A 26,757-nucleotide genomic window follows, 5' to 3' on the forward strand; every position below is an offset into this window, starting at 1 on the left:
TGCGTCTCTCCCTCTCCCGCTAGCGGGAGAGGGTCGGGGTGAGGGACCGAGCGCAAGCGAGGCTCAACGCCCGAAGAAGTAAGAAGACCCACCCCTACCCCTCCCTTCTATGGAAGGGGCTAAGGATCGAAAAATGGCCGACCTGCACTTCGAACTCGTCACCCCGGAAAAGCTGCTCCGTTCGGAGGAGGTCCACATGGTGGTCGTCCCCGGCACCGAGGGCGATTTCGGCGTGCTCGCGGGCCATGCGCCCTTCATGTCGGTGATCCGCTCGGGCGAACTTCAGATCTACTCCGGTCCGAACACCGTCTCCGCCCGCATCCATGTCGAAGGCGGCTTCGCGGAAGTGAACGAGAAGGGCCTGACCGTCCTCGCCGAGGCCGCGACCGAGGCCTGATCCCGGTTCGGGGCAGCGCCGCTGCCCCAACCCCTTGCATGGTTAACGAAAAATCCTAGCCTCCTCTGAATAATAAAGAGGAGGACGAGGATGCGTATAAGTACGGCCTTGCGGCTGGCGCTATTTGGCTGCGCCGCGATGATCTCCACCGCAGCGATTTCCGCTACGGAAAACCCGAAATATTCGTCCCTGTATGTCTTCGGCGACAGCTTGGTCGACGCCGGCAACATCAAGCTCGTGACGGGCGGCGCCGTGCCGAGTGATTCGGCGGGCTATTATCAGGGCCGCTTTTCCAACGGCTATACCTACGCCGATCTTCTCTCCCAGCAGCTTTACGGCGCGCCAACCAAGGCATCACTTGCCGGCGGCAACAATTATGCGTTCGGCGGCGCGCGTGTGGTCAACCACGGCGATACGGTGCCCGACATCCAGCTTCAGCTCGGCGCCTATGCCGCCGGCCATGGCGGGGTGGCAGATGCGAACGCGCTCTACGTTCTGAATTTCGGCGGCAATGATATTTTCGGCCTGCTCAACCCCGCGCCGGGATCGATCGGCAGCTATACGCCCGACGATTATATCGCTGCGGTCGTCTCCATCTATGCCGGGCAGGTGCAGGCGCTCAACAATATGGGCGCACGCAACATCCTGATCACGGGCATTCCCAATGGCGGCATTCCGCTCGCTTATTATGTCGATGCGCTGCTCCAGACCGCGCTGGACGGGCTCGTCCTCGATGCCGGCACCGATCTGATGCGCTATTCCTATCTCGATGCCTTCGCCCGCACGGTCGGCGATCCCGCCAGCATGGGGCTTCCGCCGCTCGATTTCGCAACCACCTGCCAGCAGGCGCGGGCATCGGGCGTCGTCACCGATTGCAGCGGCTATTTCTCCTTCGACGGCACGCACCCGACCGCACAGGTTCACGCGGCGATCGCGCGCGACATCGACCGGCAGTTCGGCATCACCACCTCGGTGCCCGAGCCGACGACGTGGGCGATGCTGATCATGGGCTTCGGCCTGGTCGGCGGTGCAATGCGACGTCGCGACGGACGCCTCGCGCTCAGCGGAAGTTGAGCTCCACCAGCACGCCATTGGGGTCGCGGGCGAAGATCTGGCGCAGGCCGAAAGCGATCATGTCGTTTCGGAAATGCTCCACGCCCGCGGCCTCCAGCTTGCCGAGAACCCCGGCATGGTCGTCGCAATCGAAGGCGACATGGTGGACCATCGCGCTACCCGGTTCGGCCGGCGGTGCCACTTCGGTATCGCCGGGATAGAGCATTCCCGCCCGGCCGAGATGCAGCGCCGCCGCACCGCTATCGTCATAGATCCACGCCGCGTCGGTGATCTCGCCTTCCATGCCCAGCGGCAGCCCTGCGCGCATCCCCAGCACGTCCGAATAGAAGGCGATCGTCGCTTCCAGATGCGGGGTGCGAATATTCACATGGTCGAGCTTCTTGATGCCCATCGCGCTTTCCTCTCAGCGTCGCTTGTACCGCCACGTCTCGGCTTTCGCGCCGTCAATCGTTGATACGGTTGCGACGAGCATTTCCCTTTCCAGGCGATAATGCACGCGCTGCGGGAAATCATGGGCGGAATTTTCGAACACCGCCTCCGTCGGGCCCGACCGGACCAGCCTGAACGCCACCGCCGGCGCGCCCCTGGGCATGCCGAAGAAAGCCAATGTGCCACCCTTGTCGGGCATGATGCGCATATGTTCGAAGAAATCGGCCTTGTCGCCCTTCCCCGTCAGCCCCGCGCCGATCATGATGCCGCCGCGCGGCGGGGTCCACCATTCCTCGGTCCAGCGGCCGTCCGCCTCGGTCACCCAGCCGCCCGCCATCCAGGTCAGGCTGGCCGCATCCTGCGCCGCAGCCGGGCTCGCTGCGAACAGCCCCAGCGCCGCCATTATCGCGATCATCCTCATGCCGCCCTCCCCACTTGGCCGCGGCGAGGATAGCGCAAACTCAGTCCGGCGTCCCTTCCACCATCGGCTCGCGCTGGCTGTGGAACAGCCACAGGCCGGCGCAGACGATCAGGCCGACACCCGCCAGGGTCGCCGCATCGGGAAAGTCGCCGAACACGAACGCGCCGATCAGCAGGGCGACGAGGATCTGGATATAGACCATCGGCGCGATCACGGCCGCGCTCGCCCGCATCGTCGCGAGGTAGATCATCAGGTGGCTCACCGTGCCCGTCACCGCGACGGCCGCGCAGCGCGCCACGATCGTCCAATCCGGCCAGGGGATGTGCAACCGCGCCGCGCCCGAAAGCTCGCCCAGCGCAGCCGCCGCCAGCAGGATCGGCGTCGCGAAACAGGCGATCAGGAACTGCATCTGCAACGCCGGCGCCAACCCCGCCGCCATCCGGTTGAAGATCATCAGGAAGGCCATGCCGAACGCCGCCCCCACCGGCAGCAAGGCCGCCGGCCCCAGCGCCACCAGATTGGGCCGGAGCACCACCAGCACGCCGGCAAAGGCGATCGCCGTCGCCACCAGCGCCGCGCGCGACGCCTGCTCGCGCAGGATGATTGCCGAAAGCAAAGCCGTCAGCATGGGGCTGGTGAACTGGATCGCGGTCGTATCGGCCAGCGGCATCGCCTGCACGCCCAGAAAGAAGCCGAGCGTCGCGGTCGCCACCGCTGCCCCTCGACCGAGCTGCAGCAATGGCCGTGGGCAGGAGAAACCCGCTTTGCCCTGCGTCAGCGCGATGCCGATCGCCAGCCCGATCGCGCCGAACACATAGCGAAGCGCAGACACCGCGGAGCCCGGCCATTCGCCCGCCATGGATTTCACCAGGCCATCGCCGATCGTCAGGCAGGCGAAACCGGTCAGCGCATAGAGCATCGCGGTGCGTCGCTGGCGGGCAAGATGGAATGCCTCGGGCGTGGCGGAAACGTCCATTCGCCCCCTTCGTGGCTGGTTAGCTAATTGTCAAAGAGTGACGCGTAAAACCGTGGCTGGAATTCCGACAAGTGACAGGGTGATAGGTCGATGAGCGCATTCGGAAGACGCGGTGGACCGGCTGGCGGTGCGGGGCAACGCCCCTCTTTCGGCGTGGCTCGGCCGATGCAGGGTGGCGCCAGCCCGTCGCCACTTGACGGTGGATCGCAATTCCCAGCGGTCGATCCGGCGGCGCTGCCGGCCGTGCCGGCCGAACCGGCGGTGCAGATGGACGCGATGGAGCGTCTCAACGGCCGCCAGAATGCCTCCGGTGAGGCCGGCCAGTCCAAGGTCGAAGGTTTCGAAGCCTCCGTCCACAAGATCAAGGAGCAGGTGCTGCCGCGCCTGCTGGAACGTGTCGATCCGGAAGCCGCGGCGACGCTCAGCAAGGATGAGCTTGCCGAGGAATTCCGCCCGATCATCGGCGAAGTGCTGGCGGAACTGAAGATCAACCTCAACCGGCGCGAGCAGTTCGCGTTGGAAAAGGTGCTGGTCGATGAGCTGCTCGGCCTCGGCCCGCTGGAGGAGCTGCTGGCCGACGCCGAGATCAGCGACATCATGGTCAATGGTCCGGAACAGACCTACATCGAAAAGAAGGGCAAGCTGCAGATCGCCAACATCGCCTTCCGCGATGAGGAGCATCTGTTCCAGATCGCCCAGCGCATCGTCAACAAGGTCGGCCGCCGCGTCGACCAGACCACGCCACTGGCCGACGCCCGCCTGCCCGACGGCAGCCGCGTCAACGTCATCGTGCCCCCGCTCAGCTTGCGCGGCACCGCCATCTCGATCCGTAAATTCTCCGCCAAGCCGATCACGCTCGACATGATGGCCGGCTTCGGATCGATGAGCACGAAGATGGCGACCGCGCTCAAGATCGCCGGCGCCAGCCGCTTCAACGTCGTCATCTCGGGCGGCACCGGCTCGGGCAAGACGACGATGCTCAACGCCTTGTCCAAGATGATCGACCCGGGCGAACGCGTCATCACCATTGAGGACGCGGCGGAACTCCGGCTTCAGCAGCCGCACTGGCTCCCGCTCGAAACCCGCCCCGCCAATCTGGAAGGCAATGGCGCGGTCACCATCCGCGATCTCGTCGTCAACGCGCTGCGTATGCGTCCCGATCGCATCATCCTCGGCGAAATTCGTGGCAGCGAGTGCTTCGACATGCTCGCCGCCATGAACACCGGCCACGATGGCTCCATGTGTACGCTCCACTCGAACAGCCCACGTGAAGCGTTGGCGCGTATGGAAAACATGGTGATGATGTCGGACATCAAGGTGCCGAAGGAAGCGATCTCGCGTCAGATCGCCGACTCAGTCGACATGATCATCCAGGTGAAGCGTCTCCGCGACGGTTCGCGCCGCGTGACCAACATCACCGAGGTGATCGGCATGGAAGGCCCGGTGATCGTCACCCAGGAACTGTTCAAGTTCGAATATCTGGACGAAAGCGCGGACGGCAAGATCATCGGCGAATATCGCGCGATGGGTCTGCGCCCCTACACGCTCGACAAGGCCAAGCAGTACGGCTTCGACCAGCCCTATCTGGAATCCTGCCTGTAAGGCCCCGACATCGCGCATTTCAAAGGGATAGCGCTCGCGAGCCGCTCATCGATCTGACATGATCGGCGGGCATGGTTCGCGAGTGGACTTCCTGCGTGATGGAGATTGGGTTTATGCGTTTGGCAATTCCTCTGATGGCTTCTGCTGGCCTCCTAGTCGCCCCTGCATCCGCGCAGACGCCGCCCGACATCAAGGATCTGCTCGGCGCCCGCGCGGCCGGTGGCGAAACGCAGATGCAGGCGCGCGGCTATACCAATGTCGGCGGGCAGACAGGCGACGACCGCGTCTGGACCTATTGGTGGAACCCCTCGACGCGCACCTGCGTAACGGTGGCGACGGTCCAGGGGCGCTATGATTCGATCACCGTGTCGCCCGCCCCCGATTGCCAGCGTCAGGGCGCCGCGACACCGCCCCCCTCCGCACCCACTCAGACCGCGCAATCGGGCGATCACTGGTTCGATCTCGGGCTGATCTGCTTTGGCGAGGGCAAAAAGCCAGTTGCCGCCACGCAGTACGGCTATAGCTGGGATTATGACAAGGGTCGCTACGTCTATGGCAACCATACCGAACTGACGACACAGGATTTCGACGCCTCGGTGACCATCCAGATATGGGATGGCGGGGGTCGCATCCGCCTGCCGAACAAGCTGATACCCCCGATCCATTCCCGCGGCGATCAAGGCTGGTGGGAACTCGATGACGTCGTCGCCGGCCGCGACACCATCACCGCCGGATACCGCCTCAACGGGCTCAATAAGCCGAAGATCGTCATTGACCGTCGCAGCGGCCGCATCTCTATCCGCGGCACCTCCGACTACGCCTTCAGCGGCTCCTGCGACACTGTGGACAACCCACAGCGACGGTTCTGAGAGGCGAGCGGAAAGCCGCCCGCTTTTTCTTACCCAAAGGAATCACCGCTTCCCTTCGGACTGGCATCACCGCCGCCCTCCCGTCATTCTCCTCACAAAAGCATGATCGGGGGATGCGCGTGGCGGAAAATCTGGGGCGTTGGGAAGCCATTCTGACCGAACATGAGCGGCGGCGCGCTTTCGCCGCTTCCATGGACGGCACCGATCGACTCGCGAAACAGCACGCCGCCGGCAAGCTCGACACCAGGCAACGCGCGGCCGCCTTGTTCGACGACGGCATCTTCACGGAGATTGGCGCCTTTGCCGCGGTGCTGAGCGAAGGCGGCGACACACCGGCGCCGGCCGACGGGTTGATCGCCGGCTTCGGCCATGTCGACGGGCGCCCCGTGCTCGCGGGGATCGAGGATTTCACCGTGCTTGCCGGATCGATCGGCGATGCCGGCGCCGACAAGCGCTATCGCCTCGCCCAGCTCGCTGCACAGGAAAAGCTGCCTCTGATCTTCATGCTCGAAGGCGCCGGCCATCGCCTCACCAACAGCCATGCCGGCCGCAGCCCCAACGATCTTCAGGCGCTGGCCGAGCTATCGGGCCAGGTGCCGATGCTGAGCCTGGTGATGGGCGCGTCCGCAGGGCATGGCGCGCTGACCGCCATGCTGTCCGATTTCGTGGTGATGACGGAGGCGGCCGCGATGTTCGCCGCCGGCCCGCCGCTGGTGAAAGGCGCGATCGGCGAAGTCGTCACCAAGGAGGAACTGGGCGGTCCCGACGTCCATGTCGCCACATCCGGCGTCGCGCATAATCGCGTGGCCGACGATCAGGCGGCAATCGCCCTCGCGCGACGCTATCTGTCCTATTTCCCGTCCAATGCCTGGGGCCGCGCCGCCGTTCAGGCCGGGCCCGATGCCTGCCCGCGCCGCATCGAAGAGATGTTGACGCTCGTCGATCCCGATCCGCGCATTCCCTTCGCGATGCGCGGCGTGCTGGAACGGCTGGTCGACAATGACAGCCTGCTCGAAATCCAGCCCCAGTTCGGCAAGGCGCTGATCACCGCGCTCGCTCGGATCGGCGGCCACAGCGTCGCGATCCTCGCCAATGATCCCAGCGTCGGCGCGGGCGCGATCGATGCTAATGCCGCGGACAAGGCGGTGCATTTCCTCGATGTCGCCAATGCCTTCCACCTGCCAGTCATCTTCCTCACCGACAATCCCGGCGTCATGGCCGGCAGCGCGGCGGAGAAATCGGGCGCCCTACGGCGGGCCGCGCGGATGTTCGTCGCCCAGCATCGGCTGCGCGTGCCCAAGATCCACGTCACCTTGCGCAAGGCCTTCGGTTTCGGATCGTCGATCATGGCGATGAACCCGTTTGACGGGCAGACGCTGTCCCTCGCTTTCCCGGCCATCACCCTCGGCGCGATGCCCGCCGTCAGCGGTGGCGAGGCCGCGAAGCTCGATCCCGCAACTCGCGCCCGTATCGCCGCCGAACAGGCCGGCGGCGCCTATCATCTGGCGGACAAAATGGCCTTCGACGACGTGATCGATCCGCGCGACCTGCGCAACGCGCTGCTTCAGGGCCTCGCCATGATGGCCGCGCGCATGGAGTTGCCCTGCGGCCCCGCGAAGGTGGGTGGCGTCACGCCTTGATGGCGAATGCCGTGAAGATGATCGCGAGCAGGATCGCCATCATCAGGATCAGCGGCCAGGGCACCCAGCCGACCCGATCGAGATCGCGGCGCTGGTTGCGGCGACGATCGGCGAGCGCGGCGATCCCGGCGATCCCCGCCGAAACCCCTGCCAACGCCCATAGTGTGCCTTGCATCCGTCACCTCTGCTCCGCATCATGCGCCCATCAACGCCATGATCGGGAGAGAGACTTTGCGCCACCCCCTTTTCGCTGCCACCTTGCTCGCGGGCCTGACATTGCCCGGGATGGCGATCGCCGCAGACCATGCCGGCCACGGCCAGCACGCGGCAGTCAGCGCCCCGATCGCCGCCGCCGTCGCCGACAGCCGCCGCAAGGACAGCAATCGCGCGCGTGACCAGTATCGCCATCCCGCCGAAACCCTGAGCTTCTTCGGCGTCCAACCGAACCAGACCGTCGTCGAAGTCTGGCCCGGCGCAGGCTGGTACGCCGAAATCCTGGCGCCGATGCTGAAGGACAAGGGCCGCTACATCGCTGCCGCCCAGCCTCCCGGCAAATATCGCACCGCGACCGAGACCTTGGTGGCGAGCGACGCGGGCCGCTTCGGCAAGGTCGAAGTCACCACGCTCGATCCCAAGGCGCCCGGCGACATCGCGCCCGCGGGCAGCGTCGATACCGTGCTCACCTTCCGCAACGTCCACAATTTCCTGATGACGGGCGACGCGGAAGCCAAGGCGATCTTCGCCAGCTTCTACAAGGCGTTGAAGCCGGGCGGCACCCTCGGCGTGGTCGATCACCGCCTGCCCGAGGATCGTGACAGCGCGCTCGAAAAGTCGAGCGGCTATATCAAGAAGTCGACGATCGTCCGGCTCGCCGAAAGCGCCGGCTTCAAGCTGGTCGCGGAGTCCGAGGTCAACGCCAATCCCAAGGACAAGGCGGATTATGAAAAGGGCGTGTGGACTCTGCCGCCGACCTACACGCTCGGCGATGTCGACCGCGCCAAATATGCCGCGATCGGCGAAAGCGATCGCATGACGCTCAAGTTCGTAAAGCCGTAAGGAGAGGGACGTCGGGGGCGGCCGCGCCCCCGGCTACCTCAATTGCTGAGCTTGTCGATCTGCGCCTGAAGGCCGGCAAGCTGTGCCTTCAGCGCTGCGACCTCATCATCGCGCGGCGCAGCAGCAGGCGCGGCAGGCTGCCCGCCCGCAGCTTCCGTCGCGCCATTATTCTTCGGCCGAAACGCGCTCGCCGCCGCCTCGAACATATCCATGTTGCGCTTGGCGAGTTCGGCAAAGGGGCCGCCGGCAAAGGCGCCTTCCATGGCCTGGCGAAATTGCGTCTGGTTGCGGCGGAACGCATCCATTGATGCTTCCAGATATTGCGGCACCATCGACTGCATGGAATCGCCGTACATCGAGATGAGCTGGCGGAGGAAATTCACCGGCAACATGGTCTGCCCGCGATTTTCTTCTTCCATGATGATCTGGGTCAGGACGTTGTGGGTGATATCTTCTTCCGACTTGGCGTCGATCACCTTGAAGTCGCGGCCTTCGCGCGTCATGTGGGCGAGATGGTCGAGCGTGATGTAGCTCGACGTCTCGGTATTATAGAGCCGGCGATTGGCGTATTTCTTGATGATGACCGTCCCCGACCCGCCCGAAGATTTTGCCATGACCGCGCCCTTTCCCGAAATTTGCGGCAGCGTAGCATCATTTCTTGACGCGCCGCAACACAGGCCGCGTCCGCTGCCCTTATTCCTGGAAATGCTGCGCAGCGAGACCGCAACAAACCCGGATCGGCTGCGGGCGGCACTCACCGGCCTCAAGCGCTACCAGTCGCATGACCGCACCGCCCGCCCGACTCCGCCGCCCGCCATCCTCCAGGTCGGCCGCGCGATGCTGCGCGATTATGGTGGCGAAGGGCCGCCGGCCCTGTTCGTGCCGTCGCTAATCAATCCGCCGCATGTGCTCGATCTTGCCAAGGGCAATTCGCTGCTGCGCTGGCTTTCCACCCAAGGCGTGCGGCCGATGCTGCTCGATTGGGGCGCCCCTGCCGCCGGTGAGCGCGACATGGACGTCGGCGGCCATGTCGAATCCTTCCTGCTGCCGATGCTGCGCGATCTGGGCGAGCCGGTGTCGCTGGTCGGCTATTGCATCGGCGGCACCATGACGATCGCGGCCGCGGCGCGGCATCCCGTGCGATCACTGACGCTTATCGCCGCGCCATGGCATTTTTCCGGCTTTCCAAAAGCCTCGCGCGACGATCTCACCGGGCTCTGGCATCAGGTGGAAGCGACTGCGGAAACGCTCGGTGTGCTGCCGATGGAGGCACTGCAGGCGAGCTTCTGGCGGCTCGACCCCGCCCGCACGATCCGCAAGTTCGAGGATTTCGGCGGCCTGCCCGAAGGCGATCCGCGCATTGATGCCTTCATCGCGCTGGAGGATTGGGCCAATGACGGCCCGCCGCTCACCCACGCCGCCGGCCGCCAGCTCCTCGTCGAAATGTTCGGCAACGACGTCACCGGTCAGGGCCGCTGGACTGTCGCGGGCGCCGTCGTCGATCCCGCAGCATTGGACTGCCCGGTGCTCGACATTGCGTCGCTCACCGATCGGATCGTTCCCGCTGCCAGCGCCTGCCGCATCGGCGAACAGATGCAGCTCGATCTCGGCCATGTCGGCATGATCGTCGGCAGCCGGGCGCGGAAGGCGTTGTGGGAGCCCTTGGCACATTGGCTTTCGCAACCGCGAAAGAGGTGATAGTCGCGCTGCCGAAAGAAGCGTCCAACAAGGGCGCTCGAAAGGATCGTTCGCACAGGAGCCAATCATGACCGACGTCGTCATCACCGCCGCCAAGCGCACTGCCGTGGGCAGCTTTCTTGGGGCATTCGCCAACACGCCCGCGCATGAACTGGGCCGTGTCGCGATCGAAGCCGCGCTTGCGCAGGCCGGAGTCGATGCGGGCGACGTCGACGAGGTGATTCTGGGCCAGGTGCTCGCCGCCGGCCAGGGCCAGAACCCAGCGCGACAGGCCGCCGTGAATTCGGGCATTCCGGTCGAAAAGACCGCGATCGGCATCAACCAGCTCTGCGGCTCGGGCCTGCGCGCGGTAGCACTCGCCGCGCAGGCGGTGCGCGTCGGCGACGCGAAGATCGTCGTCGCCGGCGGCCAGGAAAATATGTCGATGGCGCCGCACGCTCAGTTCCTGCGCGCCGGCGCCAAGATGGGTGCGGTCAGCCTGGTCGACACGATGATCCATGACGGCCTGACCGACGCCTTCAACAATTACCACATGGGCATCACCGCCGAAAATCTGGCCGAGAAGTATCAGGTCACGCGCGCCGAACAGGACACGTTCGCGGTGCGCAGCCAGAACCGCGCCGAAAAGGCCCGCGCCGATGGCCGCTTCAAGGATGAGATCGCGCCCGTCACGATCAAGGGCCGCAAGGGCGACACCATCGTCGACCAGGACGAATATATCCGCGCCGGCGCCACCTTGGAGGGGATGCAGGCGCTGAAGCCCGCCTTCAAGAAGGACGGCACCGTCACCGCCGCCAATGCCAGCGGCATCAATGACGGCGCCGCCGCGATCGTCGTGATGTCGGCGGAAGAAGCCGCAAAGCGCGGCAGCAAGGTGCTCGCCAAGATCGTCTCCTGGGCCACCTGCGGCGTCGATCCGTCCATCATGGGTATCGGCCCGGCCCCGGCCAGCCGCATGGCGCTCGAAAAGGCCGGCTGGAAACTGTCGGATGTCGACCTGATCGAAGCCAATGAAGCCTTCGCCGCCCAGTCGCTCTCGGTCGGCAAGGAACTCGGCTGGGATGCCGAGAAGGTCAACGTCAACGGCGGCGCGATCGCCATCGGCCACCCGATCGGCGCGTCCGGCGCCCGCGTGCTGACGACGCTCCTCTACGAAATGGAAAAGCGCGACGCCAAGAAGGGCCTCGTCACGCTGTGCATCGGCGGCGGCATGGGCATCGCCATGTGCGTGGAGCGCTAAGCCCCACCTGCCCTCCACTACCGTCATCCCGGCGAAAGCCGGGATGACGCGACTGTCTGGTAAGCCAGGCCCGTGTTCCATCCGATCGACACAACCGATAAATGAACGCACCGCGCCCATGATGCGCCAGGTGGCGAGGACGAATTCCATCGCCGCACGAATGTCGGATTAGTGGGGGGAGCGATTATCGCGGCTCATGAAGCCGATGGGCAGCTTCCTCGACCATTTGTCGAAAAGCGGACTGTCGGGACACGACGACATTGCGGACATTCTTCTCCCCTCCCTGGAAGGGAGGGGTTGGGGGTGGGTTGGCGCGCGGAGCGCGCCTCTCTAACCTTGCCTCATGTCGCGGGTGCCGGAGCATATGACAGCCAATGCGCGCGCCTTGCGCAACGGCCAGACCGAAGCCGAACGACTGATCTGGCGGCGGCTGTCACGCTTCCGGCCGCGCTTCACCCGACAACTGGTGGTCGGTCCCTATATTCTCGACATCGCCTGTCGATCGGTAAAGTTGGCGATCGAGTTCGATGGTAGCCAGCACCTCGATGCCGAGGACTATGATGCGCGGCGCTCGCGGTTTCTCGTGAACAATGGCTGGACCGTCATTCGCTTCTGGAACGGCGAGGTTCTCGCCAATCCCGACGGTGTGGCTGAGGCAATCCTTGCAAAGACCGCCGAGTGCCTCGGCGGAACCCACCCCCAGCCCCTCCCTTCCAGGGAGGGGAGGAAGAGGGGCTGAAGTCCGCTTCCCCCGACTTTGCGGTCGTTCCCGAAGCTGCGGCAACACCCCGATTCCGGACTGGCGGGATTTAGGAAGGCGAAACCTCGCGCCCTATGTCTGGAAATTCGGGGGAAGCGAGCATTCAATTCTGTAGAGAAAGCCCCGCATAAAGTGCCTCGCATTTTAGCGAAGCCAGAGCATCGACCCTCTGAATATACCAACCTTCTCGCCCACGCATTAACTCAATGGCGGAGATACCGAGCGGATAACCATCGTAACCACCACGAAGACCTGAAAACCGAAAAACGGCGGTCGCCTTTTCTCCATTCGAACTTACTTCAAGCTCAGAAATTGGTGGACAGCGCACAATTGTAAGTGCTGCATATTGTCCCCGAAAAATGAAATCTTGATAATATTTTTCGAGAGCATGCTGAACATCAAGCGCACTGGGGCGCTGAGGAGAACACCCCGAGAGCGCTGCGCAAAGCAATGCCAGCAATCCGTATTTCACGTCGACACCCCTCGTCAAAAGCCTCGCCCAGCGGTGTGGACACCTTCTAATCGAACGATTTGATATGTTGGCGCAATGGCAGGTTTGTCGGCGGGTCCGGACAGTCAGCTTTTTGCCGGTTAGCGCGAAAGGTGGACTCAGCCAACCGGCCAGCCCCTCCTACGTAATCGGCCCCTCGGCATTCCCCTGGACGAACTGGTCCACATAAGGATTGCCCGAATCGTACAGCCGATCGCGCGGGCCGCACCAGATGATCTTGCCCTGATAGATCATCGCCACCCGGTGCGCGATCTTGCGGGCCGAAGCCATGTCGTGAGTGATGGTGAGCGCGGTTGCGCCGATATCCTCCACTTGGCTCATGATCAGATCGTTGATCACGTCGGCGCGGATCGGGTCGAGGCCGGTGGTGGGTTCGTCGAAGAAGATGATCTCGGGCCGCGGCGCGATCGCGCGGGCCAGCGCCACGCGCTTCTGCATACCGCCGGAAAGTTCGCTGGGCCGCAGGTTCAGGACCTGGGGGCCCAGCCCCACGCGCTCCAGATTCTCCTCGGCGATCGCCTTCATGCGCGCGGTATCGCGGCTGCGGCCCTGGGTCAGCGCGAAGGTCACGTTGCGCCACACCGGCATGGAATCGAACAGGGCACCGCCCTGGAACAGCATGCCGAATTTGGTGCGGACGCGGGCCATGTCGCGCTCGCCCAGCCCGACGATCTCCTCGCCGTCGATGCGGATCGATCCGCCATCCGGGCGGATCAGGCCGAGGATGCATTTCAACATCACCGATTTGCCGCTGCCCGATTGGCCGATGATCGTCAGCGACTCGCCCGGCGCCACATCCAGATTGACGCCCGCCAGCACATGATTGCTACCGAAGCTCTTGGCGAGCCCGTTGAGCTCGATCTTGGGCACGGCGCTCATCCGAAAGCCATCACGGTGATGATCAGGTTGGACAGCAGGATCAGAATGAAGGCGCTGACGACGGCATTGCGCGTCCCCTCGCCCACGCCCGCTGCACCGCCCGCCGCACGGAAGCCGTGATAACAGCCCATCAGCGCGATGAAGAAGCCGAACACCCCGGCCTTCACCAGCGCCATCACGAAATCGTCCGCGGTCAGATATTCGCGCGTGACCTTCAGATAGCCGACCCCGTTGAAGCCCAGCTTGTAGACCGCGATCAGATAGCCGCCGAAGATGCCGATGGCGTTGGCGATCATCACCATCAGCGGCAGCGCGATCACCGATGCGAAAAGCCGCGGCGCGATCAGATAGCGATAGGGATCGGTGCGCAGCGTCGTCATCGCGTCGAGTTGCTCGGTCACCCGCATCGTGCCAAGCTCCGCCGCCATGGCGGAGGAGACGCGGCCTGCGACCATCAGGCCGACAAGCACCGGGCCGAGTTCGCGGACGATGCCTATCACCACGATCGCCGGCACCGTCGATGTCGCGTTGAAGCGCGATCCGGCGGTGAAGGTCTGCTGCGCCAGCGCCGCGCCGGTAAAGATGGCGGTCAGGCCCACCACCGGCAGTGAAAACCAGCCGATATGGCCAAGCTGCTCGAACAATTTGTTCGGATAATATGGCGGGGTCAGGCCGCGCCGCAGGATGTTGACCGCGAAGATCGCGGCGCGGCCGACCGTGGCCATGGCCTCGATGGCCATCCGGCCGATCGCGGCGAACAGGGCGATAATCGCCTCGATCAAGCTATTGCCCTTCATATCCAGCACCGCTGATAGCGGCGGCCGAGCGATGTCAGCAACTCATATTGCGACAATCCCGTGGCAGCAGAGGCAGATGACAGATCATAGTCGATCTCGATCCAGTCCCCCTCGGCCACGGCGGGCGCTTCGGTGATGTCGATGGCGACAAGATCCATCGAAACGCGGCCCAGCACCGGGCAGGCAAGGCCGTCGATCAGCGCCCGCCCTCGCCCTTCGCCAAAGGCGCGCAGATAGCCGTCCGCATAGCCCAAATTGAGGATCGCCACCCGCGTGGCCGCGGCCGCGGTGAAGGTCGCGCCATAGCCCACCGTCGCGCCTTGCGGCACGATGCGGATCTGGATCGCCTGCGCATGCGGCCGCACCACAGGGTGAAGCTGCCCGTCAGCGCCCGGTGCTGGCACGCCGCCATAAAGCCCCAGCCCCGGCCGGGTCAGGCCAAAGGCGTAACGCTGGCCAAGGCACACGCCCGCCGAATTGGCGAGGCTGTAGCGCCGGGCTGGCACCGCCGCCTTGACACTGCGGAAGGTGAAGAGCTGCTGCTCGTTCATCGGGTGCCCCGGCTCGTCCGCGCAGGCGAGGTGGCTGAGCAGGGTGTCGATGTCGAGCCCGTCGAGCAGGCCCGACCGCGCTTCCTCCGGCGTCAGCCCCAGCCGGTTCATGCCGGTGTCGATCATCACGTCGCAGGCGCGCCGCGCACCCGACGCCTTCCACCGCGCCACCATCTGCGCGCTGTTGAGCACCGGCCGCGCCGGACCGGCCAGCGCCCGCGGCACATCCTCGTCGCGCAGGCCGTGCAGCACCGAGAGCGACAGGCCGTCGGCCAACGGCCCGAGCGCCACCGCCTCGTCCCAGGTCGCGACGAAGAAATCGCGGCATCCCGCCGCCGCCAGCCGGTCCCGCACGGCACGCGCGCCCAGGCCATAGCCGTCGGCCTTGATCGCCGCCCCGCACACCGCGCGGCCGCTGGCCGCTGCAAACCAGCGCCAGTTGGCGACAAGGGCGGCACTATCGAAATCGAGGCGAAGCGGGGAAACGGGCGCGGTCACGCCCACGCCGATAGGCAGACGAACATCCAAGGGCAACTGTCCCGCGCGATCAGATCTCGTATTCGATCTGCCATTCCGGCTCGTTCCAGGCGCCGGGGCGCGAATCCCGAATGCGCTGGCTCGGCTGGCGGGCGGCCATCTGGGCGTGCAGCCGCTTCACGGCATTGCTGCCGGTCCGCATGAACAGCGAAGGCAGCACGGCATGGACAATGCACGCAGCACCGCTCGCCATCATCGTCGCGCCGAAGCGGAAAGCGACGCCGAAATGCTCGGTATAGCTTTCGTTGACGCTGCGCGGATGGGCGAGGAACAGACGGTCGAACATGGGGACTCCCGGTGGGCAGGCGCGGATGAAATGCTATGCCATGTTGTCGCGCCGCACGCCATGCCGGCACGACATTCATTACGCCCCGCGCGACGAAAATCGGCTATAAGCATGGGATACCCGGTCGAGCGGGAGGGGAGGATGACGCAGGCCGACGGAAGCGCGGACGGGCCGCACCGCGGGATCGGCCCCGAGCGTCAGAAAGAAATCTATCTGGCCGGCCGTCTGCCTGATCCGCCGGTCGATCCCGAACTGTTGCGCGCCGCCGCCGAAGCCGCGCTGCCCGAGGCGGCGTTCGCCTATATCGATTGCGGCGCCGGCACCGGATCGACGATGGCCGAGAACCGCCGCGCGCTCGATCGCTGGCGGATCGTGCCACGAATGCTGGCGGCCGCCGATCCCCGCTTGTCACAGATCGAGCTGTTCGGCCGCACGCTGGCGAGCCCTCTTCTGCTCGCACCGATCGGCGTGCAGGAACTCGCTTTTGCCGAGGCCGATCTCGCCACCGCCCGCGCCGCCGCGGCCGAAGGCGTGCCGATGATCTTCTCCAACCAGGCGTCGCGATCGATGGAGGAATGCGCCGCGGTCATGGGCGATGCGCCGCGCTGGTTCCAGCTTTACTGGAGCCGGTCGCCCGACCTGATCGAAAGCCTGCTCCACCGCGCCGAGGCCAGCGGCTGCGATGCGGTGGTGGTGACGCTCGACACCCCGCTGCTCGGCTGGCGCAACCGCGATCTCGACCTCGCTTCGCTCCCTTTCCTCCACGGCCGGGGTATCGCCCAATATCTCTCGGACCCCGCCTTCCGCGCGACGCTCCCCGCCCCGCCCGAGGCCAACCCGATTGCCGCGATCGCGCAGTTCATGGATCTCTACACCAACCCCGCCGTCGGCTGGGCGGACCTGCCTGCGCTCCGGGCCAAGTGTCGGCTTCCCATGCTGCTGAAGGGCATCCTCCACCCCGATGACGCCCTGCGCGCCATGGATGCCGGGGTGGACGGCATCATCGTCTCCAACCATGGCGGCCGGCAGGTCGACGGCGCGATCGGCGCTGCGGATGCGCTGGACAGGATCGCGACCGTGGTTGCCGATCGCATACCCCTGCTGTTCGACAGCGGCATCCGCAGCGGCGCCGATATCTTCCGCGCACTCGCGCTCGGCGCGCGGACGGTGCTGCTCGGCCGGCCTTATGTCTATGGGCTGGCCGTCGCGGGCGAGGCTGGCGTGCGCGCCGTCATCCGCAACATGCTCGCCGAATTCAATCTGACGATGGCACTGGCCGGGTGCCGCACCATCGCCGAGATCGACCGCAGCCGGATCACCCACACGGACTGACCCGTCCCGTCACACCATGTACGAACCACCATTGACGGTGAGCACGCTACCCGTCGCATAGCTCGCGTCGTCGGACGCGAGGAACGCCACCGCCGCCGCCACTTCATCGGGCCGCGCCATGCGGCCGAGCGGGATGCCCGCCTCCATCGCCTTGACCATCGCGTCGGGCACGTTCTGCATGATCGGCGTGTTGGTCGGGCCGGGATGCACCGCATTGACGCGGATGCCCCGCGACGAAAGCTCACGCGCCAGCCCGCGGGTCAGCCCGACGACGCCGGCCTTGCTCGTCACATAATGCATCGGGCCTTCGCCGGATGCGGCCGAGGTCGAGGCGATATTGACGATGCTGCCGCCCTGGTTCGCCGCCGCCATCAGCCGCACCGCCGCGCGACAGCAGAAGAAGACGCCATCCAGATTGACGCCGATCACCTTGTGCCAACCGGCATCGGACATATGGATCAACTGGTCGGGATGCGCCGTCGGCACCTCGCCCCGCGCGATCTGCGCCTGCCGCTCGGCGCCGCCCGCATACATCTGGTCGCTGCCGTCATCGGGGCCGCGGCCCGTGCCGGCATTGTTGACCAATATATCGACCCCGCCGAACGCCGCCGCAATCTGCGCGAACACGCCGTCAACCGATGCGCTGTCCGAAACATCGCACGCAAAGCCGAGATGCTCAGCCCCCGAAAGCGCAGCCTTGGCCGCCACCTCGTCCATGTCGAGCACCGCGACGCGCGCGCCATCGGCCGCCAGCCGCTCGGCAATCGCCTTGCCGATCCCCTGCGCGCCGCCGGTAACGACCGCGCGCTTGCCCTGCAACGCCTTGCTCATGACGGCATGTAGAGCTGCATGGTCTTGCCGCCGTCGACCGGCAGGGCAACACCCGTCACATAGCTCGACTCGTCGGACGCGAGGAACAGCACCGCCTGCGCCAGTTCCTTCGGGTCGCCGCTGCGCTCCATCGGGATCGCGCTCGTCACCGCGTTGGCGGCATCGGGCGCCATCTTCTGGAAATGCAGTGTCGCCGGCGTCGCGATCTGGCCGGGGACGATGCAGTTGACGCGCACGCCATGCGGAGCCCCTTCGATCGCCGCACAGGCGGAGAAATGGATGAGCGCCGCCTTCGACGCCGAATAGCTCGCCATGCCGGGCATCGCGCGGACGCCGCAGGCGGAAGAGATGTTGATGATCGAACCGCGCTTCGCCGGCGCCATCAGCTTCATCGCCTCGCGCGTGCCGACGAACACCGCCTCGCTATTGACCGCAAAGTCGCGCCGCCAATCCTCGATCGTCAGGTCCGCCAGCATCTTGTAGGCGGCCGACATGGCATTGTTGATCAGCACGTCGATCCGCCCGTGGCGCTTGGCGACATCGGCGATCAGCGCCGCATAGGCATCGAGATCGGAAACATCGAGCCGGTGCGCCTCCACCGATCCGCCCGCGGCGGCGATCGCGGCGCGGGTCTCCTCCAGCGGCTCCGGCCGGCGCGCGGCGATCACGACATGCCCGCCCTCGGCCGCGATCAGTTCGGCCGTGGCCCGCCCGATCCCCTCGCTCGCGCCGGTGATCAGCACGATCTTGTCGCGCATCCTGCCCATCATTCTCTCCTGCAAAACCACATTTGGTGATCGGACATGCCCGATCATGCGTAATCCTGCTGCCCCATTTTCACGCGGAAGCGAAGCGGAGAGTCTATTCCAAAAGCGCCAAATTTACACTGCAGTCCAGCTTTGCAGGGAAATCGGTCGCAATGGCTGTTTAACACGGGCATACGCCATGCCCACGGGCACGGCCCCCATCGCCTCCCAACCGCCATTTCCGAATTCCCTGCGGCACGGCGCCCAATCGTGCTACAAGGATTCATCTGCGGCAGTGGATCAGTAAGCGCCGTTGACTGAGAGCCAGGAAAAGCTCCCGCTTGCAGCGTTAAGGAGCAAGGTCTTGGACCTCAATTATCTCTATATGCGACATCAGATCTCGTTGCTGCGCGCTGTCGCAGCCGTTTCGACCGAGGCGCGCTGGGCGCACGAGCAACTGGCCGGTCGTTATGCGGACGTCATAGAAGTGGGCCAGAATAATCGCCCCGCGAAGGCGTCGCGTCCGGCCAATTTGATCAGGCGCGCCCTCAACGCTTGATGGGCCGGTCATCGGCTCATCTTGAGATGGCACGGAGGGATCGTCCATGAAGACGACGTCCAAACAGATGCAGGCGCTTCTGGCGAAGCAGGCGAAGCTGCAGTCCGACTTGCGGATCATGCAGGGCATCGCCGACCATTATAATCGCGAGCATCTATATGCCTTCGGAGGAAGAATTTCCCTGTGCCACAGGGAAATAATTCGGCGAACAAGAATGAAATTAGCGCTTGCGGCCAGGATCATCTCCGCTTGGCAGCTTGCAAGCCCGCACGAGAGGCATTCCGAGCCTAAACCCCGTCCATAAGCTCGACGAGCGCCCGGATGACCAGGCTCGGGGGCGATGGCTTGGCGATAACCGGTATCGATGCCGGTAAATGCTCGTCCAGAATGGCAGGTGTCACCAACGCCGAATGGAGGATGAAGGGAATGGCATCATCCAGCAGGCGCCAGGCCAATGGCGTCACATCCCCGTCGCCCAGATTGCCGTCGAGGATCGCCCCGCTAATCGATCGCCCTTCGAGAAGGGCGATGGCGTGGGCGACGCTCGCCGCCGGCCCGAGCACATCCATGCCAAGATCGATCACGGCCAGCTCAAGCGCCAGCGAGACCATGGCTTCATCTTCGACGATCAGGATCAGCGGATTCATGCGGCGCTCCTGCTTAAAGAGCGGGAGCCCGATGTCTCTCAGCCGTTGTCGCTCAAGCTTCCCAACGGTGGTATGAGAACGTCACCGTTTCCATTTGTTTCCACAACGGAATTCGCACTTTTGGCTTAATACAGGAATCTCCGACCGCGAGATCGCGCCAAAATCCGGACAGTCAGGACCCGACGACATTGCTGATGTTCGGCTGCCAATGGCTCCCCCTCGTCACCCCGGACTTGTTCCGGGGTCCACCGTGCAGCACACATCAACATTGATGATTGAGCGCCAACCTTGCGTCTACATCCTTGCCAGCGACCTCAATGGCACGCTGTATGTTGGCGTCACATCTGATCTGTTGCACCGCATCGTTGAGCATCGCGAAGGCAAGTTTGACGGCTTCACCAAGCGATATGGGATTAAGCGCCTCGTTGATTGGGAACATGCCGGCTCGATGGAATCGGCGATCCTGCGCGAAAAGCAGATCAAACGCTGGCAGCGGGACTGGAAACGAAATCTGATCGAGCGGGACAATCCATCATGGGATGATCTGGCGGTTTCGTTCGGGCTGGAAGGGCTGACGGTATCGCTTGCGTGACGGTGGACCCCGGAACAAGTCCGGGGTGACGAAGATGGGGCGGCGGGCCCCCCGACTTAGCGGTCGATCGCTGGCCGACGGCGATCTCCCAATTGCTGACGGTCGGGAATCAGGCACACCGAACCGACCACCTTAAGTCCGCTATGTCGGGGGAAGAGACGTCAGCCTCTCTTCCTCCCCTCCCTGAAAGGGAGGGGTTGGGGGTGGGTCCCGCCGAGGCAATCGGCGGTCTTTGCAAGGATTGCCTCAGCCACACCATCGGGATTGGCGAGAACCTCGCCGTTCCAGAAGCGAATGACCGTCCAGCCATGGTCCGCCAGGAATTGGGAGCGCCGCGCATCACAGTCCTCGGCGCCGAGGTGCTGGCTACCGTCGAACTCGATCGCCAGTTTTACCGATCGGCAGGCGAGGTCGAGAATATAGGGGCCAACCACCAATTGCCGGGTGAAGCGCGGTTGAAAACGTGACAGCCGCCGCCAGATCAGGCGTTCGGCTTCGGTCTGGCCATTGCGCAGGGCACGCGCATTGGCTGTCATATGCTCCGGCACCCGCGACATGAGGCAAGGTTAGTAAGGCGCGCTCCGCACGCCAACCCACCCCCAAACCCCTCCCTTTCAGGGAGGGGAGTAGAACGTCCGCAATGTCAGCGTGTCCTGACAGTCCGCTCGGGCGGGCCGGAAATGTCCAAACCCGACCCAGGCGCCTCGCTGTCGCGTCCGGTGGGCGCCCGCGCCGTCCGCAGATACCGGCCGCGAACCACCTCCCCGCCCAGCAATTAGGCTGGCGCCGCTATTTCGGGTAAGGGCATGTCATGTCCCTGATCGAATCCTATCGCGCCCAGGCCGCCGCGCAACGCGAAGCGGCTGCCAAGACCAATCTGCCCAACCGTCGCTTGATGCACGAACGCTCGGCGATGACATGGGAAGCGATGGCTGCCAGCGCCGAAGACACCGTCGCGCGCACCCGGGTGAACGAGGCCGCCAAGGCGCTGGGCTGATCCCGGCGGCCTACAGCCGCCGCAACCTCAACCAATCGACGCCATGGTCCACCTGTTTATGGAGCACCACATCCGCGCGCGACCGCGACGGCAGGATATTCTCACGCAGATTGGGGCCGTTGATCTGGTCCCACAATTGCATCGCGAAGGCGCGCGATTCCTCCGGTGACGCCTTCGCCATGTGGTGGAAATAGGATGCCGGGTTCTGGAAGGCCGTGCGCTGCAACAGCATGAAGCGTTCGAGATACCAGCGCTCGATATCCTGCTCGGCGGCATCGATATAGATCGAGATGTCGAAGAAATCCGATGCCGTGAACACCGGCGCGCTCGCCCGTTCGACCCCGGCCCCGATCTGGAGGACGTTGAGCCCTTCGAAGATCAATATGTCCGGCCGGTCGACGAAGCGCTCCTCGCCGGGAAGAATGTCATAGGCCTGGTGCGAATAGACGGGTGATACCGCGCGGCCCGTCGCCCGCATGTCGGACAGGAAGCCGATCATGCGCTTGACGTCATAGCTTTCGGGAAAACCCTTGCGGCCCATCAACCCCCGCGCCTCCAGCTCCCGCGTCGGGAACAGGAAGCCGTCGGTGGTGACGAGATCGACCTTGGGATGGTCCGGCCAGCGCGATAGCAGGGCGCGCAGCAAACGGGCGACCGTACTCTTGCCCACCGCCACGCTGCCGGCGATCGCGACGATATAGGGCCTGGGCCAGCTCGGCCGGCCGACGAAATCGTCGGTCACGCGCGCCAGGCCGCGCGATGCAGCGACGTGCAGGTTGATAAGGCGCGTGAGGGGCAGGAACACCTCCTCCACCTCCACCATCGAGGTCGGCTCGTTGGCGCCGCGCAGCGCCTCGACCTCGGCCTCGCTCAGCATCATCGGCACGCTGGATCTGAGGCGCGCCCATTCCGCGCGGCTGAAATCCGAATGGCTCTCGCTATCCATAAGCGCGCTTTGCGCAGAGGCGACGCCATGACGCAAGAGGGCGCTGGCGATTCTGCTGTGCCATGGCAGGATGGCGCGGCCATCGCCTGCGGAGCGACCATGACCGACCTTGCCGATCTGACCGCTGTCGAACTGCTTTCCGGTTACCGCCTGGGGGATTTCTCGCCCACCGAGGCGATGGAGGCGGTGATCGCGCGCGCCGATGCCTGCGAGCCTCAGATCGCCGCGCTTTATGCCTATGATCCGGATGGCGCGCGGGCGGCGGCGCGGGCCTCCACCGATCGGTGGCATGCGGGGTCACCCGCCGGATCACTCGACGGCGTGCCGGTGACGGTGAAGGAATTGATCGCGACGAAAGGCGTGCCCATCCCGCTCGGCACCGCCGCCAGTGATCTCGTCCCCGCCCCCGCCGATGCCCCGGCCTCGGCCCGACTGCGCGAGGCCGGAGCGATCATCTTCGCCAAGACGACCACGCCCGATTATGCGATGCTGTCTTCGGGACTTTCCAGCTTCCACCCACTCACCCGCAACCCCTGGGATCTCAGCCGCAATCCGGGCGGGTCGAGCGCAGGCGCCGCCGCCGCGAGCGCCGCCGGCTATGGTCCGCTCCATGTCGGCACCGATATCGGCGGGTCGATCCGGCTACCGGCCGGCTGGTGCGGCATTTTCGGTTTGAAGCCCAGCTTCGGCCGCGTGCCCGTCGATCCGCCCTATATCGGCCGCGTCGCCGGGCCGATGACGCGGACGGTGGCCGATTCCGCGCTGCTGATGGCTACTCTCTCGGAACCCGATTATCGCGATCATATGAGCCTGCCCCCTGCGGCGATTGACTGGGGCGATCTTGATCTCAAGGTGGCCGGCCTGCGGATCGGGCTGATGATGGACGCCGGTTGCGGCCTGCCCGTCGATCCCGAGGTCGCGGCTGCGGTGGAGGGCGCCGCCCGCACGCTGGAGGCAGCCGGTGCGATCGTCGAACCCGTTGCGCCGATCCTGACCCACGCCATGCTCGACGGGCTGGATCGCTTCTGGCGCACGCGCTTCTGGTCGGATGTGTCGCGGATGGAGCCGGATCGCCGCGCCCGCATCCTGCCTTACATCCTGCAATGGGTGGAAGGCGCCGACGGGATCGACGGGGTCGAGGTCTATCGCGGATTTTCGCAGATCGACGCGATGGCGGTGAGCGCGCACCGGGCGCTGGCGGATCTGGATTTCCTGCTCTCGCCCACCGCGCCCGTCCCCGCCTTCGCCGCGGAGTCCGCCAGCCCGATCGACGATCCGACGCGCCCGTTCGAACATATCGCCTTCACCGTCGCGTTCAACATGTCCGGCCAGCCCGCGGGGTCGATCAATTGCGGCTTCACCGCCGATGGCCTGCCGATCGGCCTGCAGATCATCGCTAAGCGCTTCAATGATATGGATGTTTTGCGGCTCGCCTGGCTGTTGGAAACCACAGGTTTAGGCTCGCGCCCCTGGCCCGCCTTGGGTAATCCAGTCTAAACCTGACGTTAAACCAGCCGAACCCGCCGCGCCGCCGTCACCCCCTCAGGCTTCGGCCGCTCATCGATCAGGCTCGCCACCAAAGGCTGCATCGACGCGTCGAACCGGGCCAGCGCGACATGCTCGTCGGCATTGTCGAAATGCGTCACCAGCCCCTCGCCATTCCAGTAATGCAGCGCAAAGGCCGGCGGATCGGCGACGATCATCGGCCGGCCATCGGGCTCGGCCGGGTTCATCGGCGCCAGGGTCAGCGCCACCTGCGGCGCGGTCGACGGGCATACGCTGAGCGGCCGTCCGCGCCACCCCGTCACGATCGCACGATGGATATGCCCGCACATCAGGCCGACGATGTTGCGGTGTCCGGAAAGCGCCGCATCCAACCGCCCCACCCAGGGTTCATCGCGTCCGGTGGTCATCCACTCGATCCCGGTATCGATCGGCGGGTGATGCAGCACCACCACCGTCGGCCGATCCGGCGCCTCCGCCACGCGCTGCGCCAGCCACTCGGCGCGCTGCTCGCAGAAGGCACCGCCATGGCGCCCTTCTTCCAATGTATCGAGGACGATGAACCGCAATGGCCCGGACTCGACGACATATTGGATGAAGCCATCCGCCGTCGGCACCTTCGGGAAGGTCGCGCAGAAATTGTCGCGCACATCATGGTTGCCGACGCACATCCACACCGGGAAAGGGCATGCCGCCAGCGCGTTGCGCAACCGCCGATAGGAGTCGATGTCGCCGCGATCGACCAGGTCCCCCGTCGCGAACAGCATGTCGGGCTTGCGGTCCATCTCGCTCAGCAGATGGAGCACCTTGTCCAGGCGCTTGCGATTGAACTCCGCCGGGTTGTCCGGGTCGAAGCCAAGATGGATATCCGTTATCTGGGCGATCAGCATAGACCCGGCGCCACCCTCTTTCCCCTGTTTCACCCGACAACTGACGCTTGCCGCCCTTATGCGCCAAACTCGAGCCGGTCGAACATGCCGGTGCCGCGGTCAATGGGCTGTGATCCGCGGCACAGGTCTAGAGGAAAAAGACTTGGGATTCAGTTACCGCCGGTGGCCCGTTCTGATTCCAGGCCGTAACGAGATGCGCGCTGCCCCTTGTCGCGCATGCTCCGCACCATCAGCGGCGCCCGCCCGTCCATATGATAATCATGGCACATCGCGCAGGACGACGGCACCGACTTCGATGTCCGCTCGCCACCATGGCAGGTGCGGCAGCTATCGATCTTGGGCAGCAGCACATCGGCCGAAGTGCTGGACGTCTTGGCGACGTGGCAGCTTTCGCACGCTTCGGTCTCGTGGCTCTTATGATCGAACCAGCCCTTCTGCATATAGCGTTCGGGCAAGCGCACCGGCACGATGCCCCAATCGGCCGCACCCGGCGCTGTCGGCTGGGTCACGGTGTGGCAGTCGAAGCAGGCGCCCCCTTGCGAGAATACCGCGCGGATCGCCGCATCGGCACGGCCCGGTCGCGTGGCCGCCGCCTGATTGAAGGCGGCACTGGTGCGGACCAGCATCGCATCTCCCGGCCGACGCCGCGACTGGCCGCCGAGGTTGATCGGCGCAACCGGCCCGGTCGAGCGGTAGAAGGCACGCAGATCAGCGACGACCTGCTTGGGATCGCCATGGCGCAGCGTGCGGATGGTGTCGCCCACGCGATCAAAGGCGAGGCTGTGACACATCTGGCAGTTCTGCTCCATCGTCACCTTGGCGAAGCGGGCGCCCGACGGATCGGAGACGTGGCAGTCGGCGCAGACCAGGTTGTCGCCGAAGCCATATTCGACCTTCATCGTCTGAGCCATCTTGGCGACGCCGTTGCTGGTCGAAAGATGGATGTCGTGCGGGAATTTCAGACCATGATCCTCGATCGGCCGGGCATCGAGCGAAAGGCGCTGGACGATCGGGCGATTGCCCGGGCTCGTCATCACCGCGGGACGGAATTGCGGATGATCCTTCTCGAAATCGGATGCGTTCAGCACCGTCGTATCGGTCAGCCGCTGGTCCATGCCGTTGTGGCAATCGCTGCAGAAGCGCTGCTCGGTAACGGGCATCGCGGTCGCGCCTTCATGCTCGGTATGGCAATCGACGCAGCGTCCTTCGGGAATGCCGAACATGCCGGCCGCGGCCAACTGGAACTTGTCCCCCGCCGCTTTCTCCGGCCGCGCCGCGGCGAGCCGCTTTGGATCGGCATGGTCGTGTAGTGTCGAATGACAGGTCGCGCAGCTTTCGTCGCGCACCGCCTCACCCGGCTTCACATGGCAGGCCTGGCAATTATTCTCGAGATTGGCGTGCGCCAGGCTGAGCTTGCCGGAAGACCACATCTCGTCCGCGTGGAACGCCACCGGCCGACGTTCGCCGGATTCCGCATATTTGTTGGTGGCAAAAGACCAGATCGGCCAGGCCAGAAAGGCCAGCAACACCAGGACAGCCAATATCCAGGCCGTCTTGCGGCGGCCGGGCGCGGCGCCCGCCAGCGAGAAGGCGCGCTGCTCGTCCCGGATATCCGACGCTTCGGAAAGCGCGCCAACGCGCTCCACCGAAATGACGACATTGCCCTGATCTTCGCCTTCCCCGGAGGAAACGCTCAGCAGATGGTTGCCGATACGAATATTGGCACCGCGACCTACATCTATCGTCTCGGCCTGTGTCGAGGACCGGCCGTTGATGTCCACTGGCAGGCCTGAGGTCGGAACGATCTCGATGCGGCCCGACCCAAGCTCGCGGATCACGCCATGGCGCAGTTCGACGGCAAGGTCCGGCAGGTGGATGTCGCTTGCCGCATCACGGCCGACGACGATCTCGTTCTGCGTGAAGGTGCGCGGCCGAATAATTTCCCGCCCGTCGGCGGTGCGCGAGATCTGGCGGACGAGGAAGCTCATGCG

32 protein-coding genes are annotated in these 26,757 nt (G+C 65.0%); 15 read left to right on the forward strand and 17 right to left on the reverse strand.

Annotation, left to right across the window (positions count from 1 at the left end; all coding sequences use genetic code 11):
• Positions 1–133 precede the first annotated feature (133 nt).
• Complete coding sequence (locus ACFB49_RS07930) at positions 134–397, forward strand: ATP synthase F1 subunit epsilon (protein WP_380878156.1); 264 nt, start codon at positions 134–136, stop codon at positions 395–397.
• Between the two features lie 90 nt (positions 398–487).
• Complete coding sequence (locus tag ACFB49_RS07935; RefSeq protein ID WP_380878159.1) at positions 488–1,471, forward strand: SGNH/GDSL hydrolase family protein; 984 nt, start codon at positions 488–490, stop codon at positions 1,469–1,471.
• On the opposite strand, the gene ACFB49_RS07940 is transcribed toward ACFB49_RS07935, so the two are convergent.
• From ACFB49_RS07940 to ACFB49_RS07950, 3 genes are read right to left on the reverse strand one after another with little or no spacing between them, the layout of a single operon-like run.
• Complete coding sequence (locus ACFB49_RS07940) at positions 1,458–1,862, reverse strand: VOC family protein (RefSeq protein WP_380878161.1); 405 nt, start codon at positions 1,860–1,862, stop codon at positions 1,458–1,460. The two genes, ACFB49_RS07935 and ACFB49_RS07940, sit on opposite strands and share 14 nt — an antisense overlap.
• Before the next feature lie 12 nt (positions 1,863–1,874).
• Positions 1,875–2,321, reverse strand: a complete 447-nt coding sequence (locus ACFB49_RS07945; RefSeq protein WP_380878163.1) for a DUF6265 family protein — start codon at positions 2,319–2,321, stop codon at positions 1,875–1,877.
• 40 nt (positions 2,322–2,361) lie between these two features.
• Complete coding sequence (locus tag ACFB49_RS07950; protein WP_380878165.1) at positions 2,362–3,297, reverse strand: DMT family transporter; 936 nt, start codon at positions 3,295–3,297, stop codon at positions 2,362–2,364.
• Positions 3,298–3,387: 90 nt separating this feature from the next.
• Between ACFB49_RS07950 and ACFB49_RS07955 the strand changes: the two genes are divergently transcribed.
• The 3 genes from ACFB49_RS07955 (at position 3,388) to ACFB49_RS07965 (ending at position 7,408) form a co-directional block, all read left to right on the forward strand.
• Positions 3,388–4,899 carry a CpaF family protein gene (locus ACFB49_RS07955; RefSeq protein WP_380878168.1) on the forward strand — a complete coding sequence of 504 codons (1,512 nt, stop codon included), beginning with the start codon at positions 3,388–3,390 and terminating at the stop codon, positions 4,897–4,899.
• Positions 4,900–5,033: 134 nt separating this feature from the next.
• A complete protein-coding gene (locus tag ACFB49_RS07960) occupies positions 5,034–5,768 on the forward strand; it encodes a hypothetical protein (protein ID WP_380878170.1) in 735 nt (244 codons plus the stop codon).
• Positions 5,769–5,887: 119 nt separating this feature from the next.
• Positions 5,888–7,408, forward strand: coding sequence for an acyl-CoA carboxylase subunit beta (locus ACFB49_RS07965; RefSeq protein WP_380878172.1), 1,521 nt, complete (start codon positions 5,888–5,890; stop codon positions 7,406–7,408).
• Here the strand turns inward: ACFB49_RS07965 and ACFB49_RS07970 are convergent.
• Complete coding sequence (locus tag ACFB49_RS07970) at positions 7,398–7,583, reverse strand: hypothetical protein (protein WP_380878174.1); 186 nt, start codon at positions 7,581–7,583, stop codon at positions 7,398–7,400. The two genes, ACFB49_RS07965 and ACFB49_RS07970, sit on opposite strands and share 11 nt — an antisense overlap.
• Before the next feature lie 110 nt (positions 7,584–7,693).
• Here ACFB49_RS07970 and ACFB49_RS07975 point away from each other — a divergent pair, with 110 nt between their 5' ends.
• On the forward strand, positions 7,694–8,464 hold the full coding sequence (locus tag ACFB49_RS07975; RefSeq protein ID WP_380879893.1) for a class I SAM-dependent methyltransferase: 771 nt from the start codon (positions 7,694–7,696) through the stop codon (positions 8,462–8,464).
• 38 nt (positions 8,465–8,502) lie between these two features.
• Here the strand turns inward: ACFB49_RS07975 and phaR are convergent, their stop codons facing one another.
• Positions 8,503–9,078, reverse strand: coding sequence for a polyhydroxyalkanoate synthesis repressor PhaR (gene phaR / locus ACFB49_RS07980; RefSeq protein ID WP_380878176.1), 576 nt, complete (start codon positions 9,076–9,078; stop codon positions 8,503–8,505).
• A 91-nt stretch (positions 9,079–9,169) separates the two neighbouring features.
• Between phaR and ACFB49_RS07985 the strand changes: the two genes are divergently transcribed.
• From ACFB49_RS07985 to ACFB49_RS07995, 3 genes are all read left to right on the forward strand, one after another.
• The gene (locus ACFB49_RS07985) at positions 9,170–10,162 is read left to right on the forward strand and encodes an alpha/beta hydrolase (protein ID WP_380879895.1); all 993 of its coding nucleotides are present in this window, start codon (positions 9,170–9,172) and stop codon (positions 10,160–10,162) included.
• A 67-nt stretch (positions 10,163–10,229) separates the two neighbouring features.
• Positions 10,230–11,402 (forward strand): acetyl-CoA C-acetyltransferase, encoded by a 1,173-nt coding sequence (locus tag ACFB49_RS07990; protein WP_380878179.1) that lies wholly within the window; start codon positions 10,230–10,232, stop codon positions 11,400–11,402.
• A gap of 343 nt (positions 11,403–11,745) precedes the next feature.
• Positions 11,746–12,141: an endonuclease domain-containing protein gene (locus tag ACFB49_RS07995; RefSeq protein WP_380878181.1), complete on the forward strand. Its 396-nt coding sequence runs from the start codon at positions 11,746–11,748 to the stop codon at positions 12,139–12,141.
• Between the two features lie 124 nt (positions 12,142–12,265).
• Here the strand turns inward: ACFB49_RS07995 and ACFB49_RS08000 are convergent, their stop codons facing one another.
• The 5 genes from ACFB49_RS08000 to ACFB49_RS08020 form a co-directional block, all read right to left on the reverse strand.
• Positions 12,266–12,634, reverse strand: a complete 369-nt coding sequence (locus ACFB49_RS08000; RefSeq protein ID WP_380878183.1) for a hypothetical protein — start codon at positions 12,632–12,634, stop codon at positions 12,266–12,268.
• A 159-nt stretch (positions 12,635–12,793) separates the two neighbouring features.
• Entirely contained in the window at positions 12,794–13,552 is a 759-nt protein-coding gene (locus ACFB49_RS08005) for an ABC transporter ATP-binding protein (protein ID WP_380878185.1), read from the reverse strand.
• Positions 13,549–14,349: an MlaE family ABC transporter permease gene (locus tag ACFB49_RS08010; RefSeq protein ID WP_380878187.1), complete on the reverse strand. Its 801-nt coding sequence runs from the start codon at positions 14,347–14,349 to the stop codon at positions 13,549–13,551. The genes ACFB49_RS08005 and ACFB49_RS08010 overlap by 4 nt, the downstream gene beginning before the upstream one ends.
• Complete coding sequence (gene alr, locus ACFB49_RS08015) at positions 14,346–15,428, reverse strand: alanine racemase (protein WP_380878190.1); 1,083 nt, start codon at positions 15,426–15,428, stop codon at positions 14,346–14,348. The genes ACFB49_RS08010 and alr overlap by 4 nt, the downstream gene beginning before the upstream one ends.
• Before the next feature lie 19 nt (positions 15,429–15,447).
• Positions 15,448–15,723, reverse strand: coding sequence for a DUF6356 family protein (locus ACFB49_RS08020; RefSeq protein ID WP_380878192.1), 276 nt, complete (start codon positions 15,721–15,723; stop codon positions 15,448–15,450).
• Between the two features lie 141 nt (positions 15,724–15,864).
• Between ACFB49_RS08020 and ACFB49_RS08025 the strand changes: the two genes are divergently transcribed.
• Positions 15,865–17,055, forward strand: a complete 1,191-nt coding sequence (locus tag ACFB49_RS08025; RefSeq protein ID WP_380878195.1) for an alpha-hydroxy-acid oxidizing protein — start codon at positions 15,865–15,867, stop codon at positions 17,053–17,055.
• Between the two features lie 9 nt (positions 17,056–17,064).
• Here ACFB49_RS08025 and ACFB49_RS08030 read toward each other — a convergent pair whose 3' ends face one another.
• Together ACFB49_RS08030 and ACFB49_RS08035 are read right to left on the reverse strand one after the other, a co-directional pair.
• Positions 17,065–17,886: an SDR family NAD(P)-dependent oxidoreductase gene (locus ACFB49_RS08030; RefSeq protein ID WP_380878198.1), complete on the reverse strand. Its 822-nt coding sequence runs from the start codon at positions 17,884–17,886 to the stop codon at positions 17,065–17,067.
• Entirely contained in the window at positions 17,883–18,653 is a 771-nt protein-coding gene (locus tag ACFB49_RS08035; protein WP_380878200.1) for an SDR family NAD(P)-dependent oxidoreductase, read from the reverse strand. The genes ACFB49_RS08030 and ACFB49_RS08035 overlap by 4 nt, the downstream gene beginning before the upstream one ends.
• 343 nt (positions 18,654–18,996) lie before the next feature.
• On the opposite strand from ACFB49_RS08035, the gene ACFB49_RS08040 reads away from it, so the two are divergent.
• Together ACFB49_RS08040 and ACFB49_RS08045 are read left to right on the forward strand one after the other, a co-directional pair.
• Entirely contained in the window at positions 18,997–19,191 is a 195-nt protein-coding gene (locus ACFB49_RS08040; RefSeq protein WP_380878202.1) for a hypothetical protein, read from the forward strand.
• A gap of 46 nt (positions 19,192–19,237) precedes the next feature.
• Positions 19,238–19,495, forward strand: a complete 258-nt coding sequence (locus tag ACFB49_RS08045; RefSeq protein ID WP_380878205.1) for a hypothetical protein — start codon at positions 19,238–19,240, stop codon at positions 19,493–19,495.
• On the opposite strand, the gene ACFB49_RS08050 is transcribed toward ACFB49_RS08045, so the two are convergent.
• Positions 19,479–19,838: a response regulator gene (locus ACFB49_RS08050; RefSeq protein ID WP_380878207.1), complete on the reverse strand. Its 360-nt coding sequence runs from the start codon at positions 19,836–19,838 to the stop codon at positions 19,479–19,481. The genes ACFB49_RS08045 and ACFB49_RS08050 overlap by 17 nt on opposite strands.
• A 271-nt stretch (positions 19,839–20,109) precedes the next feature.
• On the opposite strand from ACFB49_RS08050, the gene ACFB49_RS08055 reads away from it, so the two are divergent.
• Positions 20,110–20,430, forward strand: a complete 321-nt coding sequence (locus tag ACFB49_RS08055; RefSeq protein ID WP_380879897.1) for a GIY-YIG nuclease family protein — start codon at positions 20,110–20,112, stop codon at positions 20,428–20,430.
• Between the two features lie 161 nt (positions 20,431–20,591).
• Here the strand turns inward: ACFB49_RS08055 and ACFB49_RS08060 are convergent, their stop codons facing one another.
• Positions 20,592–20,987, reverse strand: coding sequence for an endonuclease domain-containing protein (locus tag ACFB49_RS08060; RefSeq protein ID WP_380878209.1), 396 nt, complete (start codon positions 20,985–20,987; stop codon positions 20,592–20,594).
• A gap of 254 nt (positions 20,988–21,241) precedes the next feature.
• Here ACFB49_RS08060 and ACFB49_RS08065 point away from each other — a divergent pair, with 254 nt between their 5' ends.
• The gene (locus ACFB49_RS08065; RefSeq protein WP_380878212.1) at positions 21,242–21,427 is read left to right on the forward strand and encodes a hypothetical protein; all 186 of its coding nucleotides are present in this window, start codon (positions 21,242–21,244) and stop codon (positions 21,425–21,427) included.
• Positions 21,428–21,437: 10 nt separating this feature from the next.
• Here the strand turns inward: ACFB49_RS08065 and coaA are convergent, their stop codons facing one another.
• On the reverse strand, positions 21,438–22,373 hold the full coding sequence (gene coaA, locus ACFB49_RS08070) for a type I pantothenate kinase (RefSeq protein WP_380878214.1): 936 nt from the start codon (positions 22,371–22,373) through the stop codon (positions 21,438–21,440).
• A gap of 27 nt (positions 22,374–22,400) precedes the next feature.
• Between coaA and ACFB49_RS08075 the strand changes: the two genes are divergently transcribed.
• Positions 22,401–23,870, forward strand: a complete 1,470-nt coding sequence (locus ACFB49_RS08075; protein ID WP_380878216.1) for an amidase — start codon at positions 22,401–22,403, stop codon at positions 23,868–23,870.
• Between the two features lie 8 nt (positions 23,871–23,878).
• Here ACFB49_RS08075 and ACFB49_RS08080 read toward each other — a convergent pair whose 3' ends face one another.
• Both ACFB49_RS08080 and ACFB49_RS08085 read right to left on the reverse strand, forming a co-directional pair.
• The gene (locus tag ACFB49_RS08080; RefSeq protein ID WP_380878219.1) at positions 23,879–24,766 is read right to left on the reverse strand and encodes a phosphodiesterase; all 888 of its coding nucleotides are present in this window, start codon (positions 24,764–24,766) and stop codon (positions 23,879–23,881) included.
• Between the two features lie 149 nt (positions 24,767–24,915).
• Positions 24,916–26,754, reverse strand: a complete 1,839-nt coding sequence (locus tag ACFB49_RS08085) for a cytochrome c3 family protein (protein WP_380878221.1) — start codon at positions 26,752–26,754, stop codon at positions 24,916–24,918.
• Positions 26,755–26,757: the final 3 nt, after the last annotated feature.

Source organism: Sphingomonas sp. DBB INV C78, from assembly GCF_042693015.1.
Lineage (GTDB): Bacteria > Pseudomonadota > Alphaproteobacteria > Sphingomonadales > Sphingomonadaceae > Sphingomonas_E.